18 protein-coding genes are annotated in these 17755 nt (G+C 72.7%); 4 read left to right on the top strand and 14 right to left on the bottom strand.

Annotated elements, in window-relative coordinates; genetic code table 11:
• Positions 1 to 375: 375 nt before the first annotated feature.
• Positions 376 to 1011, top strand: coding sequence for a histidine phosphatase family protein (locus tag Bra3105_RS18095; protein ID WP_228358045.1), 636 nt, complete (start codon positions 376 to 378; stop codon positions 1009 to 1011).
• A 35-nt stretch (positions 1012 to 1046) separates the two neighbouring features.
• Positions 1047 to 1583, top strand: coding sequence for a DUF4916 domain-containing protein (locus Bra3105_RS18090; RefSeq protein WP_200503136.1), 537 nt, complete (start codon positions 1047 to 1049; stop codon positions 1581 to 1583).
• 49 nt (positions 1584 to 1632) lie between these two features.
• Here the strand turns inward: Bra3105_RS18090 and rdgB are convergent, their stop codons facing one another.
• The 8 genes from rdgB to Bra3105_RS18050 all read right to left on the bottom strand — a co-directional run bounded on the left by rdgB (position 1633) and on the right by Bra3105_RS18050 (position 8277).
• A complete protein-coding gene (gene rdgB / locus Bra3105_RS18085; RefSeq protein WP_228358044.1) occupies positions 1633 to 2304 on the bottom strand; it encodes an RdgB/HAM1 family non-canonical purine NTP pyrophosphatase in 672 nt (223 codons plus the stop codon).
• Positions 2301 to 3080, bottom strand: a complete 780-nt coding sequence (gene rph / locus Bra3105_RS18080; protein WP_228358043.1) for a ribonuclease PH — start codon at positions 3078 to 3080, stop codon at positions 2301 to 2303. The genes rdgB and rph overlap by 4 nt, the downstream gene beginning before the upstream one ends.
• Before the next feature lie 122 nt (positions 3081 to 3202).
• A complete protein-coding gene (locus Bra3105_RS18075; RefSeq protein ID WP_228358042.1) occupies positions 3203 to 3997 on the bottom strand; it encodes an MBL fold metallo-hydrolase in 795 nt (264 codons plus the stop codon).
• Positions 3994 to 4809, bottom strand: coding sequence for a glutamate racemase (murI, locus tag Bra3105_RS18070; protein ID WP_200503132.1), 816 nt, complete (start codon positions 4807 to 4809; stop codon positions 3994 to 3996). Before murI ends, Bra3105_RS18075 begins: the two co-directional genes overlap by 4 nt.
• Positions 4810 to 4906: 97 nt before the next feature.
• Entirely contained in the window at positions 4907 to 5551 is a 645-nt protein-coding gene (locus tag Bra3105_RS18065; protein WP_200503131.1) for a DUF2017 family protein, read from the bottom strand.
• Positions 5551 to 5886 (bottom strand): ATP-dependent Clp protease adapter ClpS, encoded by a 336-nt coding sequence (gene clpS / locus Bra3105_RS18060; protein ID WP_228358041.1) that lies wholly within the window; start codon positions 5884 to 5886, stop codon positions 5551 to 5553. Before clpS ends, Bra3105_RS18065 begins: the two co-directional genes overlap by 1 nt.
• 104 nt (positions 5887 to 5990) lie before the next feature.
• Positions 5991 to 7838: a DEAD/DEAH box helicase gene (locus tag Bra3105_RS18055; protein WP_228358040.1), complete on the bottom strand. Its 1848-nt coding sequence runs from the start codon at positions 7836 to 7838 to the stop codon at positions 5991 to 5993.
• 55 nt (positions 7839 to 7893) lie between these two features.
• Positions 7894 to 8277: a DUF3039 domain-containing protein gene (locus Bra3105_RS18050; RefSeq protein ID WP_228358039.1), complete on the bottom strand. Its 384-nt coding sequence runs from the start codon at positions 8275 to 8277 to the stop codon at positions 7894 to 7896.
• A gap of 95 nt (positions 8278 to 8372) precedes the next feature.
• Between Bra3105_RS18050 and Bra3105_RS18045 the strand changes: the two genes are divergently transcribed.
• Positions 8373 to 9596, top strand: coding sequence for a serine hydrolase domain-containing protein (locus Bra3105_RS18045; protein WP_228358038.1), 1224 nt, complete (start codon positions 8373 to 8375; stop codon positions 9594 to 9596).
• Positions 9593 to 10024 carry a VanZ family protein gene (locus Bra3105_RS18040; protein WP_228358037.1) on the top strand — a complete coding sequence of 144 codons (432 nt, stop codon included), beginning with the start codon at positions 9593 to 9595 and terminating at the stop codon, positions 10022 to 10024. The genes Bra3105_RS18045 and Bra3105_RS18040 overlap by 4 nt, the downstream gene beginning before the upstream one ends.
• Here the strand turns inward: Bra3105_RS18040 and Bra3105_RS18035 are convergent.
• Genes Bra3105_RS18035 through Bra3105_RS18010 form a run of 6 tightly spaced genes read right to left on the bottom strand, consistent with a single transcriptional unit; the run spans position 9939 to position 17713 of the window.
• Positions 9939 to 10853 (bottom strand): ABC transporter ATP-binding protein, encoded by a 915-nt coding sequence (locus Bra3105_RS18035; RefSeq protein ID WP_228358036.1) that lies wholly within the window; start codon positions 10851 to 10853, stop codon positions 9939 to 9941. The genes Bra3105_RS18040 and Bra3105_RS18035 overlap by 86 nt on opposite strands.
• Positions 10850 to 12709 (bottom strand): dipeptide/oligopeptide/nickel ABC transporter permease/ATP-binding protein, encoded by a 1860-nt coding sequence (locus tag Bra3105_RS18030; protein ID WP_228358035.1) that lies wholly within the window; start codon positions 12707 to 12709, stop codon positions 10850 to 10852. Before Bra3105_RS18030 ends, Bra3105_RS18035 begins: the two co-directional genes overlap by 4 nt.
• A gap of 3 nt (positions 12710 to 12712) precedes the next feature.
• Positions 12713 to 13690 (bottom strand): ABC transporter permease, encoded by a 978-nt coding sequence (locus Bra3105_RS18025; RefSeq protein WP_228358034.1) that lies wholly within the window; start codon positions 13688 to 13690, stop codon positions 12713 to 12715.
• Positions 13691 to 13701: 11 nt separating this feature from the next.
• The gene (locus Bra3105_RS18020; RefSeq protein ID WP_228358033.1) at positions 13702 to 15381 is read right to left on the bottom strand and encodes an ABC transporter substrate-binding protein; all 1680 of its coding nucleotides are present in this window, start codon (positions 15379 to 15381) and stop codon (positions 13702 to 13704) included.
• Positions 15378 to 16514 carry a GNAT family N-acetyltransferase gene (locus Bra3105_RS18015; protein ID WP_228358032.1) on the bottom strand — a complete coding sequence of 379 codons (1137 nt, stop codon included), beginning with the start codon at positions 16512 to 16514 and terminating at the stop codon, positions 15378 to 15380. The genes Bra3105_RS18020 and Bra3105_RS18015 overlap by 4 nt, the downstream gene beginning before the upstream one ends.
• Positions 16511 to 17713, bottom strand: coding sequence for an exo-beta-N-acetylmuramidase NamZ family protein (locus Bra3105_RS18010; protein ID WP_228358031.1), 1203 nt, complete (start codon positions 17711 to 17713; stop codon positions 16511 to 16513). Before Bra3105_RS18010 ends, Bra3105_RS18015 begins: the two co-directional genes overlap by 4 nt.
• Positions 17714 to 17755: the final 42 nt, after the last annotated feature.

The following is a 17755-nucleotide window of genomic DNA, read 5'->3' as shown; positions in this document are numbered from 1 at the left end:
ACCTATGAACCCGCCGCCACTCGCGCTCGATCGATATGTCCGATTCTATCCCGTCTTGTCACCGAAAACTAGACCTCAATCGAGAATGTGGATAAACCCGCGAACATTCCCCGCCTCCTCTGTACCCACCCACCTCTCAGTGGATAACCTCGTGGAAAACACCCCCTTGTGGAGGAACTTCCGAACGCCCCCGATACCCCCACCACGACGCGACACAAGACCCTCCGCCCTCCCCACCGTCCACCCACCCGCACGACCCCCGATCCTGGACGCCGGACCATCGCCGCGGACGGCTACCCTGGCCGGGACGACGATGCGCGGCGCCTGCCGGCCCGTCGGCCCCCACTCACCTCGTCCTCAGGAGCGTTCCCGACGATGACCCTCTTCGGCCTCGTGCGACACGGGCAGACCGACTACAACCTGCGGGGCCTGTTCCAGGGCTCGAGCGACATCCCGCTGAACGCGACCGGCCGCGAGCAGGCGCACCACGCGCTGGACGGCGCGCCGGACATCGCCTGGGACGCGGCCGTCTCCTCCCCGCTGGGGCGTGCGGAGGAGACCGGTCGGATCATCGCCGAGGACCACGGCATCCCCTTCGTCGGGACCGATCCGCGGCTCACGGAGATCGACTGGGGCGCGGCGGAGGGGCACGACGTCGCCGAGATGGAGGCGCGCTATCCCGGGCGCGCCTTCCCCGGTCGCGAGGGCCTGCAGGCTGTCGCCGACCGGGGCTACCTCGCGCTCGACGATCTCGCCGAGCGCTTCCCCGACCAGAACGTGCTCGTGGTCGCCCACGGCACCTTCATCCGCCTGCTGCTCTCCGGCGTCACCGGGACCCACCTGCCCTCGATCCCCAACGGCGCGCTGTCCCTGCTGCGTCACGAGGGCGAGTCGTGGCAGGTGGAGATGATCGCCGGTGAGGCCGCCGAGGATCCCGCGCGCACCGCGCCGGTGGGAGCCTCGCCGCGCTTCCCGCTCTCCGAGCACCACCTGCGTCCCTACGGGCTCTGAGCAGCCCGCCACTCCCCGACCTTCCAGGAGGACACATGAGCCGCACCGCCGTGGACGCCGAGGGCGCCTGGTTCGAGCCCGAGAGGATGGCCGAGCTGCGCCGCGCACTGCCCATCGCCTATGTGGACGTGGTGCCCGTGCGCACCGACGTCGACGGCGCGATCACGCAGGTCGGACTGCTGCTGCGCGCGTCCGGGAGCGGGCGCATCATCCGCGCGATCGTCTCCGGCCGCGTGCTCGTGCACGAGACGCTGCGCGAGGCCATCGCCCGGCACGTGGAGAAGGACCTGGGCACGATGGCGATGCCGCGGATCCCCGTCTCACCCGTGCCGTTCACGGTCGCCGAGTACTTCCCGACGCCCGGCCAGTCGCTGTTCACCGACCCGCGGCAGCACGCGATCTCGCTCGCGTACATCGTGCCCGTGGACGGCGAGGCGGCCCCGCAGGAGGACGCGCTCGAGCTCACGTGGTTCGACGTCGAGGAGCTGCGCGAGGGCGAGGTGCTCTCCGAGCTCGACAACGGCCACGACGTGATCGTGCGCCGCGCCCTCGCCCACGCCGGCCTGGTCTGAGGCCCCGACCGGCCCCGCCCTGCGGGATCGGGACCGGCCGGGAGCCCGCTCAGCCCAGCAGCTGGGCGATGTCTCCCGCGATCGCGCGGAACGCCCTGCCGCGGTGGGAGATCGCGTTCTTCTCCTCGGGGCTCAGCTCTGCCGCGGTGCGCTCCTGCCCCTCGGGCTGATCCGCCGGCACGAAGAGCGGGTCGTACCCGAAGCCGCCCTCGCCCCGGCGCTCCGTGAGGAGACGGCCCGGCATCTCGCCGCGCTCGACGCGCTCGGTGCCGTCGGGCGCGACCAGCGCCGCCGCGCACACGAAGCGCGCGGCGCGGTGCTCGGCGGGCACGTCGCCCATCTGGGCGAGGAGCAGGTCGTTGTTGGCCTCGTCGTCGCCGTGGCGCCCCGACCAGCGGGCGGAGAGGAATCCGGGGCTGCCGCCGAGCACGTCGACGGCGAGGCCGGAGTCGTCGGCCACCGCGATCAGGCCCGTCGCAGCGCTCACCGTGCGGGCCTTCAGCAGGGCGTTGCCCTCGAAGGTCACGCGGTCCTCGACGACGTCGGGGAGGTCGAGGCCGGCCGACGAGACGAGCATGCCGTCCTCGAAGCCGGGGACGATCTGCTCGAGGATCTGCTGGAGCTCGCGGAGCTTGCCCTGGTTGTGGCTCGCGATGATGATGCGGGCCCCCTCGGGGATCGGGGCCGCGTCGGTCCCCCGGTTCTCGTCCGCCGCGCTCATCGGCCGGCCCCGAGCGCATCGCGCTGGAGCGCCGAGAGATCGGCGCAGCCGCCGACGGCGAGATCCAGCAGGGTGTTCAGCTCGGAGCGGTCGAAGGGCGCGCCCTCGGCGGTGCCCTGGACCTCGACGAAGGAGCCGGAGCCGGTGACGACAACGTTCATGTCGGTCTCTGCCTTCACGTCCTCGCGGTACTCGAGGTCCAGGAGCGCCTCGCCGTCGACGATGCCCACGCTCACAGCGGACACGGAGTCCGTGAGGACCTCGCGGGCGGCGGGGACGGCGGCGTGCAGCTTGCCCCAGGAGATCGCGTCGGCGAGGGCCACGTAGGCGCCGGTGATCGCGGCGGTCCGGGTGCCGCCGTCGGCCTGGAGGACGTCGCAGTCCAGCTGGATCGTGTTCTCGCCCAGGGCCTCCATGTCCACGACGGCGCGCAGGGAGCGGCCGACGAGGCGGGAGATCTCGTGGGTGCGTCCGCCGATCTTGCCCTTCACGCTCTCGCGGGAGGAGCGGGTGGAGGTCGCGCGCGGCAGCATCGCGTACTCGGCGGTGACCCAGCCGCTGCCCGAGCCCTTCTTCCAGCGCGGCACGCCCTCGGTGAAGGAGGCCGCGCACAGCACGCGGGTGCGGCCGAACTCGACGAGGACGCTGCCCTCGGCGTGGTCGAGCCAGTTGCGGGTGATCCTCACCTCGCGCATCTCATCGGCCGTGCGGCCGTCGACGCGGGGACCGTCGGTGCTGGGGCCGGTGCGGGGGGTCTCGGGGGTGGTCGCGCTCATGGGCCGCGCACCTCTCTCGCTGCTCGGGTGGCGGGCGGGGCCCGCGGGACGCAGTCGAGGATATCGGCCCGTCGGCCGTGCGCTCCGCACAGGAGCGGGCTCCGCTCAGGAGCGGGCTCTGCTCAGGGCAGCGCGCGCACGGACTCCGTCTCGACCACGAGCGCCGGGCGCGCCATGGTGATCTGCCCGTCGAAGACCGCACGGGTCTCGGCCAGGGTGACCTCCGGGTCGGTCCAGGGGGCGATGTGGGTGAGCACGAGGCTGCGGGCGCCGACGGCGGCCGCCGCCTCCCCCGCGCGCCGCCCGGTGAGGTGGACGCCCGAGAAGCGGTCGTCGCGGCCCTCGATGTATCCAGCCTCGCACAGGAAGACGTCGGCCCCTCGGGCGAGGTCGAGCAGGCGGTCGCAGGTGTCGGTGTCGCCCGAGTAGGCGAGCACGCCGCCGCCTGCGGTCACGCGCATCCCGAAGGACTCGACGGTGTGGCGCACGGCGCCGATCTCGATGCGGAACGGCCCGATCTCGATCTCCTGGCCGTCGCGGATCGGACGGTGGTCGAAGGGCAGGCAGGTGACGCCGTCGGGGACGTCGCCCTCGCGGCCCAGCACCGCGCGCAGGCGGTGGGCGAGCCCCTCGGGGGCGAAGATCGGCAGGCGCGGCAGGTCACGGGAGTTGTACGCCCAGAACACCTCGAGGCCGGTGAGGTCCAGGAAGTGGTCGGGGTGCAGGTGGGAGATCACCACGGCGTCCAGCGTCGCCGGGTCGATGTGCGCCTGCAGCGGTCCGAAGGCGCCGCTGCCCAGGTCCAGGAGGATGCGCCAGGTGCGGCCGTCCTCGTCCTCCTGCTCGAGGAGGTAGCTCGAGGCGGCGCCGGTGGGTCCTGCGAAGCTGCCGCAGCAGCCGACGACGGTCAGTCTCATGGGGTCACCACCGGGAGGGTCGCGGTCATGGTCACGGACGGGCCCAGGAAGCGCCGGGAGAGGCGCGAGAACATCGAGGGGGTGCCGTCGTGCGGCGCCGTCTCGGCGAAGACGTGCGCCGGCGGGTTCGGGTCCGTGCGCTGGATGCCACCGGCCACGAGCTGGCGGTAGACGTCCAGGGCGGTCTCCTCGGCCGAGGAGACCAGGGTGACCTCGGATCCCATCACGTAGCTGATGGGGCCGGTGAGCATCGGGTAGTGGGTGCACCCCAGCACGAGCGTGTCCACGCCCGCCTCCTTGACGGGCGCCAGGTACTGCTCGGCGATCCCGATGACCTCGTCGCCCTGGGTCTCGCCGCGCTCGACGAACTCGACGAAGCGCGGGCAGGCGGCGGAGGTGATCTGCAGGGCCGGCGCGGCGGCGAAGGCGTCGTCGTAGGCGCGCGAGCCCACGGTCGCCTGGGTGCCGATGATGCCGACGCGGCCGTTGCGGGTCGCGGCGACGGCGCGGCGCACGGCGGGCTGGATGACCTCGATGACGGGGACGTCGTAGCGCTCGCGGGCATCGCGCAGCACAGCCGCGCTCGCGGTGTTGCAGGCGATCACGAGCATCTTCACGCCGCGCTCGACGAGATCGTCCATGATCCCCAGCGCGAGGGCGCGGACCTCCGCGATGGGACGGGGACCGTACGGCGTGTGCGCGGTGTCCCCGATGTAGAGGAGCTCCTCGCGCGGCAGCTGGTCCAGGATCGCTCGGGCGACCGTGAGGCCCCCGACCCCGGAGTCGAAGATCCCGATCGGCGCGTTGCTCATCTGCCCCACAGTAGGCAGGATCCTTTCAGCCCTCAGTGAGGACGCACTCAGTGCGCGGGACATCACACCGTCCGCGGGGCCGCGACCGGCCCGTCGATCAGTACTCGTCGATCGCGCGCAGCAGGCTCTCCTGCAGCCACGTGAGCAGCTCGTAGACGGCCGCGACGACATCGGCCCCGGCCACGCCGTCCTCGTCGTCGAGCGGGGGCGCGTCCTCGACGCGCTCCCCGATCTGCTGGAGCATGCGCAGGGTCTCGAAGTCGCCGTCCTGCGTGATGTGCAGGCGGTCCGCCAGCACGATCCGCACGTCGTTCATGGCGCGCAGCCAGGAGGCGATGTCGTCGGCCGGGACGGTGACCTCGCCGTCGCCGGGGCCACTGCCGTCGAGGGCGCGCACGAGATGGGTGAGGTCCTCGATCTTCTCGGTCGCGAGGTCCTGCTGCCCCAGGCGGCGCAGCTCCTCGGCCACGGCCGCGTCGGTGCTCGCGTCGGGGAAGAGCCGGCGCACCGCGGAGTCGCGGGGCGCGCGCACCGAGGACTGGGCGAACTCGGCCTCGAGGCGCTCGAGAGGATCGTCCGAGCCGGCGGCGGCGCGCACCGCCCCGGGCTCCTCGCGGAGGTCGAGGTCGTGCCGGATGAGCTCGGCGACCTCCTGGGCGACCTGGCTGATGATCGCCTTCTCCTCGCCGTCCAGGCGGCAGGCGATGTCGCCTCCCGGGCGGGGGCGGAACGCGTGGGCCATCAGCCCTCCTCGGTGCGCTCGAGGGTCGCGCGCAGGCCGTAGGAGTGCATGGCCTGCACGTCGGACTCCGCGCGCTCGCGGGAGCCGCGGGAGACGACGGCCCGCCCCTGCTCGTGCACCTGCTGCATGAGCTGGTGGGCGCGGGCGCGGCTGAAGCCGAAATAGGTGCGGAAGACGTGCTCGACGTAGCTCATGAGGTTCACGGGGTCGTTCCAGACGACCGTCTGCCAGGGACCGTCCTCGAGGTCCTCGGCCTGCGCGGCGCGCTCGGGGTCGAGGACGCCGACGGTGCGCGAGCCGCCGTCCGTGTCGGCGTCGGGATCGTGTCCGTGCACGGCGTCCTCCTTCCGGGGTCGCGTGGACCGCGTGGTCCATCGATTCTACGAAGCGGGTGGGACGAAGCGGTCAGCTCGGTCCCAGCGGGGTGCGGGCCCGGTCCTCAGCGGCGGCCGACGAACCAACCGCGCACGACCGCGATCCTCTCCTCGATCTGCTCGGCGCTGGCCTGCGGCACGGCGGGGCCGCCGCAGCGCGAGCGCAGGGTGTTGTGGACCTGGCCGTGCGGGGTGCCGGACTTGCGGGCCCACGCGGAGACCAGGGAGGAGAGCTCCTTGCGCAGGTCCATGAGCCGGCGGTGGTCGACGACGGGGATCGCCCGGTCCGCCTCGCTCGCGGCCCCCTCGCCCTTCTTCGAGCGGCGGGCCATCTGGCTGGCCTGGCGCTCCTGCAGAAGGGTGCGCATCTGGTCGGCGTCGAGCAGGCCCGGGATGCCCAGGAACTCCTGCTCGTCCTCGCTGCCGGCGTCTCCCCCGGCGCCGTACTCGCCGCCGTCGAAGAGGACGCGGTCGAAGGACGCGTTCGACTCGAGGGCCTCGAAGGAGAGCTCGAGCTGGTCGGAGGCCTGCTCGGTGCGGTTGGCCTCCTCGATCAGGTGCTCGTCGAGCCCGGTCTCCGCATCGCCCTCCTGCGGGCGCAGGTCCAGGACGTGATCGCGCTCCTCCTCCATGGCGGCCGCGTGGGCGGTGAGGATCGGCACCGAGGGCAGGAAGATGCTCGCGGTCTCGCCGCGCGTCCGCGAGCGCACGAAGCGGCCGACGGCCTGCGCGAAGAACATGGGGGTCGCGGTCGAGGTCGCGTAGACGCCGACGGCCAGGCGCGGCACGTCCACTCCCTCGGACACCATGCGCACGGCGACCATCCAGCGGTCCTCGGAGTCCGAGAACGCCTCGATGCGCTTACCGGCGCCCGCATCGTCCGAGAGGACGGTCGTGACCTCCTCGCCGGTGATGTCGTGGAGGGTCGCGGCATAGGCGCGCGCCGTCTTCTGGTCGGTCGCGATGACCAGGCCGCCCGCGTCCGGCACGTGGCGGCGCATCTCCGTCAGGCGCTTGTCGGCCGCGGCGAGGACCGCCTGGATCCACTCGCCCTTGGGATCCAGGGCGGTGCGCCAGGCCTGCTGGGTGATGTCCTTGGTCTCGATCGCGCCGAGCTGCGCGGAGACCTCGTCGCCGGTCTTCGTGCGCCAGTGCATGCGGCCCGAGTAGGTCATGAACATGACGGGGCGCACCACGTTGTCCCGCAGCGCGTCGGCGTAGCCGTAGGAGTAGTCGGCCTTCGAGCGCAGGAAGCCCTCGGAGTCCTCCTCGTAGACGACGAAGGGGATCTGCGAGGAGTCCGAGCGGAACGGGGTGCCCGTCAGGGCGAGGCGACGCGTGGCGGGGTCGAAGGCCTCGCGCACGCCGTCGCCCCAGGTGAGGGCGTCGCCGGCATGGTGGATCTCGTCGAGGATCACCAGGGTGCGCTCGGCCTCCGTGCGCGCCCGGTGCAGCATCGGGTTCATGCCGACCTGCGCGTAGGTGATCGCGACGCCCTGGAAGTGGGCGCCATGGCGCCCCTGGGCGTTGGTGAAGTTCGGGTCGAGCGAGATGCCCACGCGCGCGGCGGAGTCCGCCCACTGGGTCTTCAGGTGCTCGGTCGGGGCGACCACGGTCACGCGGCGCACGGTGCCCTCGGCGAGGAGCATCGCGGCGATCTGCAGCGCGAAGGTGGTCTTGCCGGCGCCCGGCGTCGCGACCGTCATGAAGTCCTTGGGGGCGCGCTCGCGGTACATCGCGAGGGCCTCGGACTGCCAGGCGCGCAGCTTCGGGGCCGTGCCCCAGGCGGCGCGCTCCGGGTATGCCGGTGGGAGGGACTGCGCCGCCGCGGTCGAGGGCCGGTGCGGGTCGCTTGTCTGGGGTGTCGTCGGTGGTGTCACAGCGCGGACCACGTTACCGCCGCGCCCGGACATCCCGACGCCGGGGCGCGGCGGGCGGGATGTGAGGAATCGCCGACGCGGAGATCCTTCAGCGCCGACCGCCGAAGAAGCCCCGGAACCCGCCGCGGCCGCCTCCCGAGCCGCCCTTGCCGCCACCCGCTCCGTCGCCGCCGTCGTTGGGCTCGCGCAGGCCGTCGTGGATCTCCTTGCACTCCGGGCACACGGGGTACTTCTTGGGGTCGCGCCCGGGCACCCAGACCTTCCCGCACAGGGCGATCACGGGCGTGCCGTCGAGGGCGGCCTGGGTGATCCGGTCGCGGCGCACGTAGTGGGCGAACCGGTCGTGGTCGCCGTCGTCGGTCTTCTCCTCGCGCTCCTTGGTCTCGCGGTCCAGCACGGCGGTCGCGCCGGGCGACTGGCCGGGGTCCTCGCGATACGGGTCGAGGCGGTCGGGATCGGAGATCGAGGGCATGTCAGGCTCCTTCGGGCTGATCGTCGTCGCTCCCGAGGGTAGTCGGCGTGGCAGGATCGGACACCCATGGAGCTTCCGGTGTGGAGGGGGATCACGTGAGCGCGAGGCCCGACGCCCAGCACGAGGGCCTGCAGGCCCTCGTCGACGCGCTGCTCGCGAGGGCGCGCGGCGAGCGGAGTGGCGCCGACGGATCATCGGCCGACGGCGCCGTCGAGGACTCCGTCGAGGGCGCGGGCGCGGTCGCCGCGGGGATCAGCGGGCCCGACGTCGTCGACGGGGGCTCCCTGCGGATCTTCGGCGGGGCCGCCGTGAGCTTCGCGGCCGACGGGACGCCGCTGCCCGACCCCGTCGGCCCGGTGGATCCCGCCGGCCCGGCGGACCCCGTCGGCCCGGTGGATCCCGCCGGCCCCGGGACGCTCTTCGACATGGCCTCGGTGACGAAGGTCGTCACTGCGCTCACCGCCGCGACCCTGCTCGCGGACGGGTCCCTGGACCTCGAGGACCGGGCCGCCGAGCTGTTGGATCCGGCCCTCGTGCCCGATGCGCGGATCACGGTGCGCCACCTGCTCACTCACACCGCGGGACTGCCGCCCACGATGCCGCTGTGGCGCGGGGACGGCTCGCGCGAGCAGCGTCTCGCAGCGATCGGCCGAGCGGACCTCGCCTCCGCTCCCGGCACCGCCCACGCCTACTCGTGCATCGGGTTCATCCTGCTCGGCGAGATCCTCGCGCGCCTCGGCGGGAAGGACCTCCCGGCCCTCGCCCGCGAGCGCGTGCTGGCCCCTGCCGGCGCGACCCGTGCCACCTGGTGGCCCGACGACGACGCGCGCGCCCGCGCGGCGGCGACCGAGTTCCAGGAGGATCCGCCCCGCGGGCTCGTGCGCGGAGAGGTGCACGACGAGACCGCCTGGGCCCTCGGCGGCGTCGGCAACGCGGGGCTGTTCGCGACCCTCGACGACTCCCTCGCGATCGCGCGCGTGCTCGCGGGCACGGCGCCCGGGCCCCGGTTCCCGGAGGACCTGCGACGCGAGATCGGACGCGACCAGCTGACCCTCCCCGCGACCACGGGTGCGCCATGGTGCCAGGGGCTCGGCGTGAGGATCGGCCAGGAGCTCCCGGACGGCTCTCTCGTGCCCGGCGTGCTGGGGCATCCGGGGTTCACGGGCACCGCCCTGTGGGCCGACCCCGCCACGGGCACCGTCGCCGCGCTGCTGACCAACCGCGTGCACCCGCGGCGCGGGCGCTTCGAGGTGCTCGGCGCGCGCCGGGAGACGGCGCGCCTCGCCTTCGCACCGGCATCGGCAGGGCCGCGCCCATGACCCCTCGCCTCCGCGTCCTCGTCGCGGGCATCGCGCTCCTCGCGAACATCGGCTTCTACCTGCCCAGCGTCCCCGACACCGGGCCTGCGGGCCCGGTGCGCATCGACACGGTCTACCACGTGGGCGTCTTCGCGCTCACCGTCTGGGCGTTCGGCCGTCTGCTCGCGCCCGCGCGGCGCTTCCCGATCGGCTGGGTGGCGCTCGCCGCCGCGGCCCACGCCGTGCTCATCGAGGTCCTCCAGGGTGCGCTGCTCCCCCACCGCTCGGCCGACCCGGGCGACGTCCTCGCGGACCTCGTCGGGATTGCGATCGGGGTGCTCGCGTGGACCGCGGAACCGAGGATCAGGCGCCGGGCGTCCCGAGAGAGCGCCGCGGATCCGGGGCAGCCGCGAGCAGACGCCGCGTGTACTCGTCCTGCGGATCGCTGATGACCTGCGCGGACTCCCCGCGCTCGACGACCCGTCCCTCGTGCATGACCAGGACCTCGTTCGAGTAGCGGCGGGCGCTGCCCAGGTCGTGGGTGATGTAGAGGACCGCGAGGTCCTCCTCGCGCCGCAGGTCGTCGATGAGGTCGAGCATGGCCTTGCGGATCGTCACGTCGAGCATCGAGACGGGCTCGTCGGCCAGCAGCACGGACGGCCCGGCGGCGAGCGCGCGGGCGAAGGAGACGCGCTGGCGCTCCCCGCCCGAGAGCTCGTGCGGGAAGCGGTCCAGGTAGTGCTCGGCGGGCTCGAGGCCCACCCGCGAGAGCAGCGCCGCGCTGCGCTCGCGCACCTCGTCGGCCCCGGACGTGTCCTGGTGCAGCCGCACCGCGCGACCCAGGATGTAGCTGATCCGGCGCAGGGGGTTGAGCGAGGCGAACGGGTCCTGGAGCGTCAGCTGGACCTGTCCCGTGTACTCGCGCGGTGAGGCACCTCCGGATCCGGTCGCTCCCCCTGCTCCGCCCGGCCCGCCGGCCACGCGCTCCCCGTGGAGCAGGATCTCGCCGTCGGTGAGCGGCACCAGGCGCGCGAGCAGGCGGCCCAGCGTGGACTTGCCCGAGCCGCTCTGGCCCACCAGCGCGGTGACCTGTCCGCGGCGCAGCTCGAGGGAGACGTCGTCGACGGCGCGCAGGGTGCGGCGACGGCGCAGCAGCCCACGGCGATCGCCCACGCCGTACTCCTTGACCAGGTGCCTGCCCTCGAGGACGACCTCTCCGCGCGCGTCGGTGTCCGGGGTGCTGGGGTCGGGGGTGCTGGGGTCTGCGGCGATGCTCATGCGAGGCTCCCGAGGGCTTCGAGGGAGTCCAGGAGACTCCGGGTGTACGGGTGGCGGGCGTCGCGGTAGATCTCGGCCGCGGGCCCGTACTCGACCAGGTGCCCGCGGCGCATGACGGCGATCGAGTCGGAGATCTCCAGCAGTAGGGCGAGGTCGTGCGTCGTGAAGACGATCGCGAAGCCGTACTCCTCGCGCAGGCGCACGATCTGGTCGAGCACCTCGCGCTGGACCAGAAGGTCCAGGGCCGTGGTCGGCTCGTCCATGAAGATGACGTCCGGTTCGAGGACCAGGGCGATCGCGATCGCGACCCTCTGCTTCATCCCTCCCGAGAGCTCGTGCGGGTAGGCGCCCAGGCGCTCGGGGTCGATGCCCACGCGGCGCAGGTGCTCGCGCGCGAGCTCGGTGCGCCGGGCCGGGCCGAGGTCGGGCCGGTGCACGCGGATCACGTCGTCGAACTGGGAGTGGATCGTGGTGACCGGGTTCAGGGCGTTCATGGCGCTCTGGAAGACCACGGCGATCTCGGTCCAGCGGATCGCGCGCAGACCGCGGGCGTCCAGGGACAGCAGGTCCGTGCTGTCCCCGGCGGCGTCGGTGTAGGTCACCGATCCTGCGGCGATGCGCGCGGGCGGGCGCAGCATCCGGGTGATGGCGTTGGTGAGCGTCGACTTGCCGCTGCCGGACTCTCCCGCCAGGCCCAGGATCTCCCCGCGGTGCAGGGTGAGCGTGACGTCGTCGACCGCGTGCACGGTGCCGTGCTCGGTCGGGTAGTCGACGCTCAGGTGATCGGCCTCGATGACGGGGTCGCCGGGCACGTCCGACGGCCGGATCACAGGGTCCGCATCAGGCACGGTGTCGGCGAGCGCGGCGCCCGTCGCCCGCGCAGGGTCCGACGGCGCCGCGGGACCCGTCGGCCCCGCGCTGACCGCTGCCCCGCCGGCGGCGGCGTCGGCCGTGGTGGCATCGCCGCCCGCGGCGAGCGATCCGCGCACGGCGCGGTGGCGGGAGGAGCCCGTGCGCAGCCGCGGGTTCGCGTACTCGTCGATGCCGAAGTTGATGAGCGCGAGGCCCGCGCCGATCACGGCGATCGCGAGGCCCGGCGGGACGTACCACCACCAGGCGCCCGAGAGCAGCGCCTGCCCGCTCTGAGCGAAGTAGAGCATCGATCCCCAGGAGACCGTGGTCAGCGAGCCGAGTCCCAGGAACGACAGGCCCGCCTCGGAGAGGATGCCGCCGATCACCGAGAACAGGAAGCCGGAGGCGACCAGCGGGAGCATGTTCGGCAGCACCTCGGCGAACATGATCCGGGTGCGGGACTCCCCGCTCGCGCGGGCCGCCTCGACGAACTCGCGGCCGCGCAGGGACATCGTCTGCGCGCGGATGACGCGCGCCGAGCCCGCCCACGAGGTGATCGCGATGACCACCGCGATCGCGAACATGCCGCGGCTGGGCAGGTAGCCGGTGAGGACGATCAGCAGCGGCATGCCCGGGATCACCAGGAACACCGCGGTGAGGATGTACAGGAGGTCGTCGGCGACGCCGCGCAGGTACCCGCCGAGCAGGCCGATGATCACGGAGAACACCTGGGAGACGACGCCCGCGACGAGGCCCACGAGCAGGGAGACGCGCGCTCCGGTGACGAACTGCGCAAAGACGTCCTGGCCGGTCTGGGTGGTGCCCATCCAGTGCTCGGCCGAGGGCGGGCGCAGCAGGTCGAAGGAGGTCGCCTGCGGGGAGAAGCGGGCGGTGAGCGGGCCGATCACGGCGATCAGCACGAACACCACGACGATGAGGATCCCGGCGCGGACCTTGCCGCTGCGGGGCACGAGGCGGGTGAGGGAGGTACTCGTGGTGGACATGGGTCAGGCCCCCTGCCGGGTTCGCGGGTCCAGGAACACGTAGGCCACGTCGGCCACGAGGTTCGCGGCGATGACCGCGAGGGAGATGATGAGGAACAGGCCCTGCATGAGCGGGAAGTCCTGGGCCTGCACGGCGCTGAACAAGGTGTATCCGACGCCCGGGTAGTTGAAGATGACCTCGGTGAGCATGGAGCCGCCGACGACCGCCCCCAGCGAGAGGGCGAAGCCGGTGATCGAGGGCAGGATCGCGTTGCGGGCGGCATAGGTGACGAGCACCCGCCGCGGCGGCAGGCCCTTGGCCTCCGCGAGGGACACGTAGTCCTCGCCCATGACGGTCACGGTCATGTTGCGCATCGAGAGCACCCAGCCGGCGAAGGAGCCGATGACGATCGTGATCGCCGGGAGCAGGGCGTGGTAGAGGACCGAGCCGATGAACTCCGGGGTCCAGCCGGGGAAGAGGATCCTCTCGTAGCCGCCGGCGTTGGGGAACAGGCTCAGATGGACCGAGAGCACGAGCACCAGGATCAGCGCCATCCAGAAGTACGGGATGGCGTTGAGGAAGGTCAGCGCCGGCAGCACATGGTCCGACCAGGTGCCGCGGCGCCATGCGAGGAGCACGCCCAGGGCGGTGCCCAGCAGGAAGCTCACGATCGTCGCCACGCCCACGAGCCCGAGGGTCCAGGGCAGGGCGCCGGAAATGATGTCGATGACGGGCACCGGGAAGTGGCTGATGGAGGTGCCCAGGTCCCCGTGCAGCAGGTCCTTCAGGTAGTCGAGGTACTGGACCGGGAGGGGGTCGTCGCTGACCCCGTAGGCCTCGGCGATCGCCTTCTTGGCCTCGGGATCGATCGCCCCCTGGGAGCTCTCCAGCAGCAGGGTCACGGGATCGCCGGGCATGAGCCGCGGGATGAGGAAGTTCAGGGTGAGGGCCGCCCACGCGATGAACACGTAGAGCCCGATCTTGCGCGCGAGGTACTTCATCGCATCCTCCGTCAGTCGGTGGTCCGGGTGAGCTCGCGCAGCACCAGGATCCTGTCGATCGGGCTGTAGGGGGCGCCGAGCGCGTAGGGATGGTCGGGATCGGGGAATCCGGACCAGAACTCGGTGCTGTAGTTGAACCAGTTCGGGGCGGTGACCAGGGCGAGTGCGGGGAGCTTCTCGACGACGATGTCCTCGAGGCCGTCGATGCAGCGCTGCTGCTCGGCCTCGTCGTCGGTCGCGGTGAACGCGTTCAGCAGCTCGTCGGTGTCGTCGTCGTACCAGCGCTGGAAGTTCGCGAGCACGGTGCCGTCCTTGCTCCGGTGCTCGCTCGAGAGCATCGAGCGGTACATGAACCAGGGACTGGCTCCGGCAGAGACGATCGAGAGGGTGACGTCGAAGTTCCCGGCGTTGCGCTTCTCCGTCCAGGACTCCATCGAGACGCCCTGCGGGGTGAAGCGGACACCGATCTTCTGCAGCTGCTCGTTCAACACCTGGGTGACGCTCACCCAGTCGACGAAGCCCGAGGGGATCTGCAGCGGGAACTCGAGCTTGGTGCCGTCCTCGGCGGCGCGCACGCCGTCCGCACCGCGCCGGTAGCCGGCGTCGTCCAGGACCTTCTCCGCCTTATCGGGGTCGAACTCGAACTCCTTCCCCTGGTACCTCTTCGCGATGTACTGCTCGAAGGTGGGGCGCGGCAGACCGGTGGGATGGGGCGGGCCCACGTAGCCGAGCATCGCGATGTCCGCGATCTGCTTCCGGTCGATCGCGAGCGAGATGCCGCGGCGCAGCTCGAGGTCCTGCCAGAGGTCCTTCTCGAGGTTGAAGGTCAGGTTCACGACGCCCAGGCCCGGGTAGTAGTAGCCGCGGTGCTCGGGATCCTTCGCGACGAAGATCTTGTCGACGTTGGCGACGAACCCGCCGGACCAGTCGATCTCGCCGGCCTGCAGCGCGGTGTTGAAGGTCTCCGTGGAGTACGAGGGGTAGTAGAGCTCGGGGACCTCGAAGTCCTCGACCGCCCAGTGCTTCTCGTTGCGTCGGAAGGTGTAGAGCTGGTCGGAGAAGCGATCGAGCATGTACGGACCGGAGCCGACGGGTTCGGCGATCGCGTCCTTCTCGACGTCGAGGGTCTCGAAGATGTGCTTGGGGACGACGTAGGAGCCGCCCAGCGTCGGCGCGTGCGCGAACGAGGGCCCGTCGAAGGAGACCTCCACGGTGCGCTCCCCCGTGCGCTTCGCATCCTTGATCGGCAGCGCGGAGCCGTTGGTCGCGGGCTTGTCGCGGAGCATGAGCAAGGAGTACTCCACGTCCTCCGCGGTGAGAGGATGGTCGTCGGTGAACACGATGCCCTCGCGCACGAGGATCTCCGCGCTCGTGCCGTCGTCGCCGAAGGTGATCTTCTCGGCGACCCACGGCACGGGCTTCTCGGGGTCCATGGCCGTGTACACCATGAGCGGCTCGAAGATGAGCCCGCTCGCGCCCTGCAGGGCCGTGGGCGAGTAGGGGTTGAAGTTCGGCTGGTAGACGGTCACGTCGTTCGCGTGGATGCGCAGCGGCGGGTTCTCGGAGTCCTGCGCGGCGGGACCGCACGAGGAGAGTCCGACGGCGGTGAGGCCGGCGGCGCCGACCGCCGCGCCGAGCACGGTGCGGCGCGCGGGACGCGGGGACGACGGGGGCGGGCACGGGGCGGTCATGGGCGCGACCTCTCCTTCGGGATCGGGACTGCCGGGATCGGGACTTCCGGGATCGGAGCTGCATCGGGGCGGACGGGGAGCTCGAAGGGCGTGGTGGTCCCGAGCGGACGGAAGCCCCGCGAGAGGTACATGCGGTGGGCGGGACCGCTCGCCGACGTCCACTGGAACCAGGCGCGCCGGGCGCCCGCGCGCGCCATGCGCACCAGGGAGGCATCGAGCAGGGCGCCGCCGACACCGCGTCCGCGGGCGGAGGGCAGCACACCGATGGGACCGAAGCGCTCGGGATCCGCGCCGACGACGTCCCATGCGGCGATGCCGAGCAGCTCCCCCACGGGCTCCGCCGCGGACCCCGTCGCGTCACGGGCGAGCAGGATCGTGCCGGCCGGGCCGTCCGTCGGCTGGTGCCCGCGGGCCTCCTCCTCCGCGCGGTGCGCGACGTGGGCGCCGAGCAGCTGCGCCCAGTCCTCGGACAGGTGGAGGCGCACAACGGCGAGCATCCCGGGCACCTCCTCGGGGGCGCACGGAGCGATCCGGACATCGGGAGGCTGGGCGCCGCCGACCGGGGTCCCCTCCGCAGGCTCCGTGAGCTCGCGCTCCATCGCGAGCGCGCTCCCCGCCTCGTGCGCTCCGCGGGCGCGGAGGAAGGCGGCGGTGCCGGGGTCGGCGGCCTCGTCGATGCCGGGAGCCGCGTAGCCCCTCGGTCGTCCGCTGATCACGAGGCTCTCGGCGCCCCACCGGCGTGCGTGAGCGAGCGCCGCGTCGAGCAGGTGGGTGCCCACGCCCCGGCGGCGGTGCGCGGGGTGCACCGCGCCGCTGACCAGGTACGCCGCGCCGTCCTGCGTCGCGACGTGCGCGAAGCCCACCGGCGCCGGATCCCCTGCGCGTCCCGCCGCCTCCTCGGTGTCCCCGGTGTTTTCAGCGTCGTCGGCGACCAGCACGATCGAGCTCCGCGGATCGGGGTCGGCGAGCACGAGCTGCGTGAGCTCCTGCACGGCGAGGGGCCGCGCGGTGCCCGTGGTGAGCGCGGCGAGCGCCGGGAGATCCCCGGGCCGCAGCTCCTCGCGCACGCGGATGGCCCCGCTCGTCGGCCCCGCCGGCTCCGTCAGCCCCGTCGGCCCTGCCGTCCTCGTCATGCGGTCGCACCGTCCCTGCCAAGGAGCTCGGGAGCGGGCGAGGCGGCGAGGATCTCGGCGAGATCGGCGCCGTCGTCGACGCCCTCGCGCAGTGCGCTCGAGCCCCAGAGCAGGTCGACGAAGGGAGGGCGCTCCGGGGCGTTGCGGCGCCAGAACTCCCCGCCGGCGTGCTGGGCGCGCATGACCGCGAGCACGCCGTGCCCGATCCGGATCGGGTCGAAGGCGCCGCTCGTCGCGGTCCCGCTGTCGACGGGAGCGCCGCCGACGAGCGCGGCGGGATCGTCGGCGAGGTGGAGCTGGACACCGTGCAGGATCTGTCCGGCGAAGTCCCCGTGCGTGGCGCGCACCTGGACCTCGCGCACGAGGACGCTGGGCAGCTCGAGCTCGCGCAGGGCGTGCGCGAAGCGGCGTTCGGCCCATGGTGCGCCGAGCACCTCGAAGGGGGTCGTGGTCCCGCGGCCCTCGCTCCAGGTGGTGCCCTCGACGAGGCCGGTGCCCGGGTAGAGGGCGAGCGCGGTGGGGGTCGGCATGTTCGGGGAGGGCGGCACCCAGCGGGCGGACCCGTCGGCCCCCGGTGCAGGGGTGATGGAGAGGTCGAGAGGGTCCTCGAGGTGGTGGGCCGCGGCGTGACGTGCCACGTCGCCCAGACGGCCGCCGTGGCGCAGGGGGATGTTCATGCGCCCCACGAAGCTCGCGCACGCGGGGTCGAGACCGGGGCCCAGGGGCGCCGCGGGCAGCGGGGCCGGGCGGTCCAGGACGTGCACCGGCAGGCCGAGGCGGGCGCACGCCTGCATGGCGTCGACCATCGACCAGGGATAGGTAAAGAAGCGGCAGCCGATGTCCTGCAGGTCCACGAGCAGTCCGTCGATCCCGCTGCGCTCGAGCAGGGCGACCAGATCGTCGCCGTGCACCCCGTAGGAGGAGAGCACCGGGATGCCGGTCGCGGGATCCCGCTGGTCCGCGCCGCCCTCCCCCGCCTGCTCGCTGCCCCAGTACCCGTGCTCGGGGGCGATCAGGCAGTGCGGACGGATGCCCGCCTCCACGAGCGCATCGACGCCGCGCAGCAGCTCGGACGTCGTGGCGGCGAAGTTCGTCAGCAGGCCGGGACGCGCGCACCCCGGGAGCTCGGCCTCGAGCCTCCCGGGGTCCGCGATCAGGACGTCGAGCCCCGACACCCTCTGGTGTGACGCAGGGAACATCCCTCGAGGGTAGTGAAGTTACCTCCGCGTGTCACCCGTTTT

This window comes from Brachybacterium halotolerans subsp. kimchii, from assembly GCF_020792675.1.
In the GTDB taxonomy this organism is placed as follows: domain Bacteria; phylum Actinomycetota; class Actinomycetes; order Actinomycetales; family Dermabacteraceae; genus Brachybacterium; species Brachybacterium halotolerans.
The sequence above is the reverse complement of the archived record's forward strand: the minus strand, read 5'-3'. Positions and strand labels throughout refer to the sequence as shown.

Excerpts from the sequence above, each read along its gene's own strand:
- rph (WP_228358043.1), bottom strand. The coding sequence starts at position 3,080 with ATGAGCGCGACCACCCCCGAGACCCCCCGCACCGGCCCCAGCACCGAC.
- Bra3105_RS18090 (WP_200503136.1), top strand. The coding sequence starts at position 1,047 with ATGAGCCGCACCGCCGTGGACGCCGAGGGCGCCTGGTTCGAGCCCGAG.
- Bra3105_RS18075 (WP_228358042.1), bottom strand. The coding sequence starts at position 3,997 with ATGAGACTGACCGTCGTCGGCTGCTGCGGCAGCTTCGCAGGACCCACC.
- Bra3105_RS18030 (WP_228358035.1), bottom strand. The coding sequence starts at position 12,709 with ATGTCCACCACGAGTACCTCCCTCACCCGCCTCGTGCCCCGCAGCGGC.
- rdgB (WP_228358044.1), bottom strand. The coding sequence starts at position 2,304 with ATGAGCGCGGCGGACGAGAACCGGGGGACCGACGCGGCCCCGATCCCC.
- Bra3105_RS18035 (WP_228358036.1), bottom strand. The coding sequence starts at position 10,853 with ATGAGCATCGCCGCAGACCCCAGCACCCCCGACCCCAGCACCCCGGAC.
- Bra3105_RS18015 (WP_228358032.1), bottom strand. The coding sequence starts at position 16,514 with ATGACGAGGACGGCAGGGCCGACGGGGCTGACGGAGCCGGCGGGGCCG.
- Bra3105_RS18050 (WP_228358039.1), bottom strand. The coding sequence starts at position 8,277 with ATGCCCTCGATCTCCGATCCCGACCGCCTCGACCCGTATCGCGAGGAC.
- Bra3105_RS18020 (WP_228358033.1), bottom strand. The coding sequence starts at position 15,381 with ATGACCGCCCCGTGCCCGCCCCCGTCGTCCCCGCGTCCCGCGCGCCGC.
- Bra3105_RS18065 (WP_200503131.1), bottom strand. The coding sequence starts at position 5,551 with ATGGCCCACGCGTTCCGCCCCCGCCCGGGAGGCGACATCGCCTGCCGC.
- Bra3105_RS18055 (WP_228358040.1), bottom strand. The coding sequence starts at position 7,838 with ATGTCCGGGCGCGGCGGTAACGTGGTCCGCGCTGTGACACCACCGACG.
- Bra3105_RS18040 (WP_228358037.1), top strand. The coding sequence starts at position 9,593 with ATGACCCCTCGCCTCCGCGTCCTCGTCGCGGGCATCGCGCTCCTCGCG.
- Bra3105_RS18025 (WP_228358034.1), bottom strand. The coding sequence starts at position 13,690 with ATGAAGTACCTCGCGCGCAAGATCGGGCTCTACGTGTTCATCGCGTGG.
- Bra3105_RS18010 (WP_228358031.1), bottom strand. The coding sequence starts at position 17,713 with ATGTTCCCTGCGTCACACCAGAGGGTGTCGGGGCTCGACGTCCTGATC.
- Bra3105_RS18095 (WP_228358045.1), top strand. The coding sequence starts at position 376 with ATGACCCTCTTCGGCCTCGTGCGACACGGGCAGACCGACTACAACCTG.
- murI (WP_200503132.1), bottom strand. The coding sequence starts at position 4,809 with ATGAGCAACGCGCCGATCGGGATCTTCGACTCCGGGGTCGGGGGCCTC.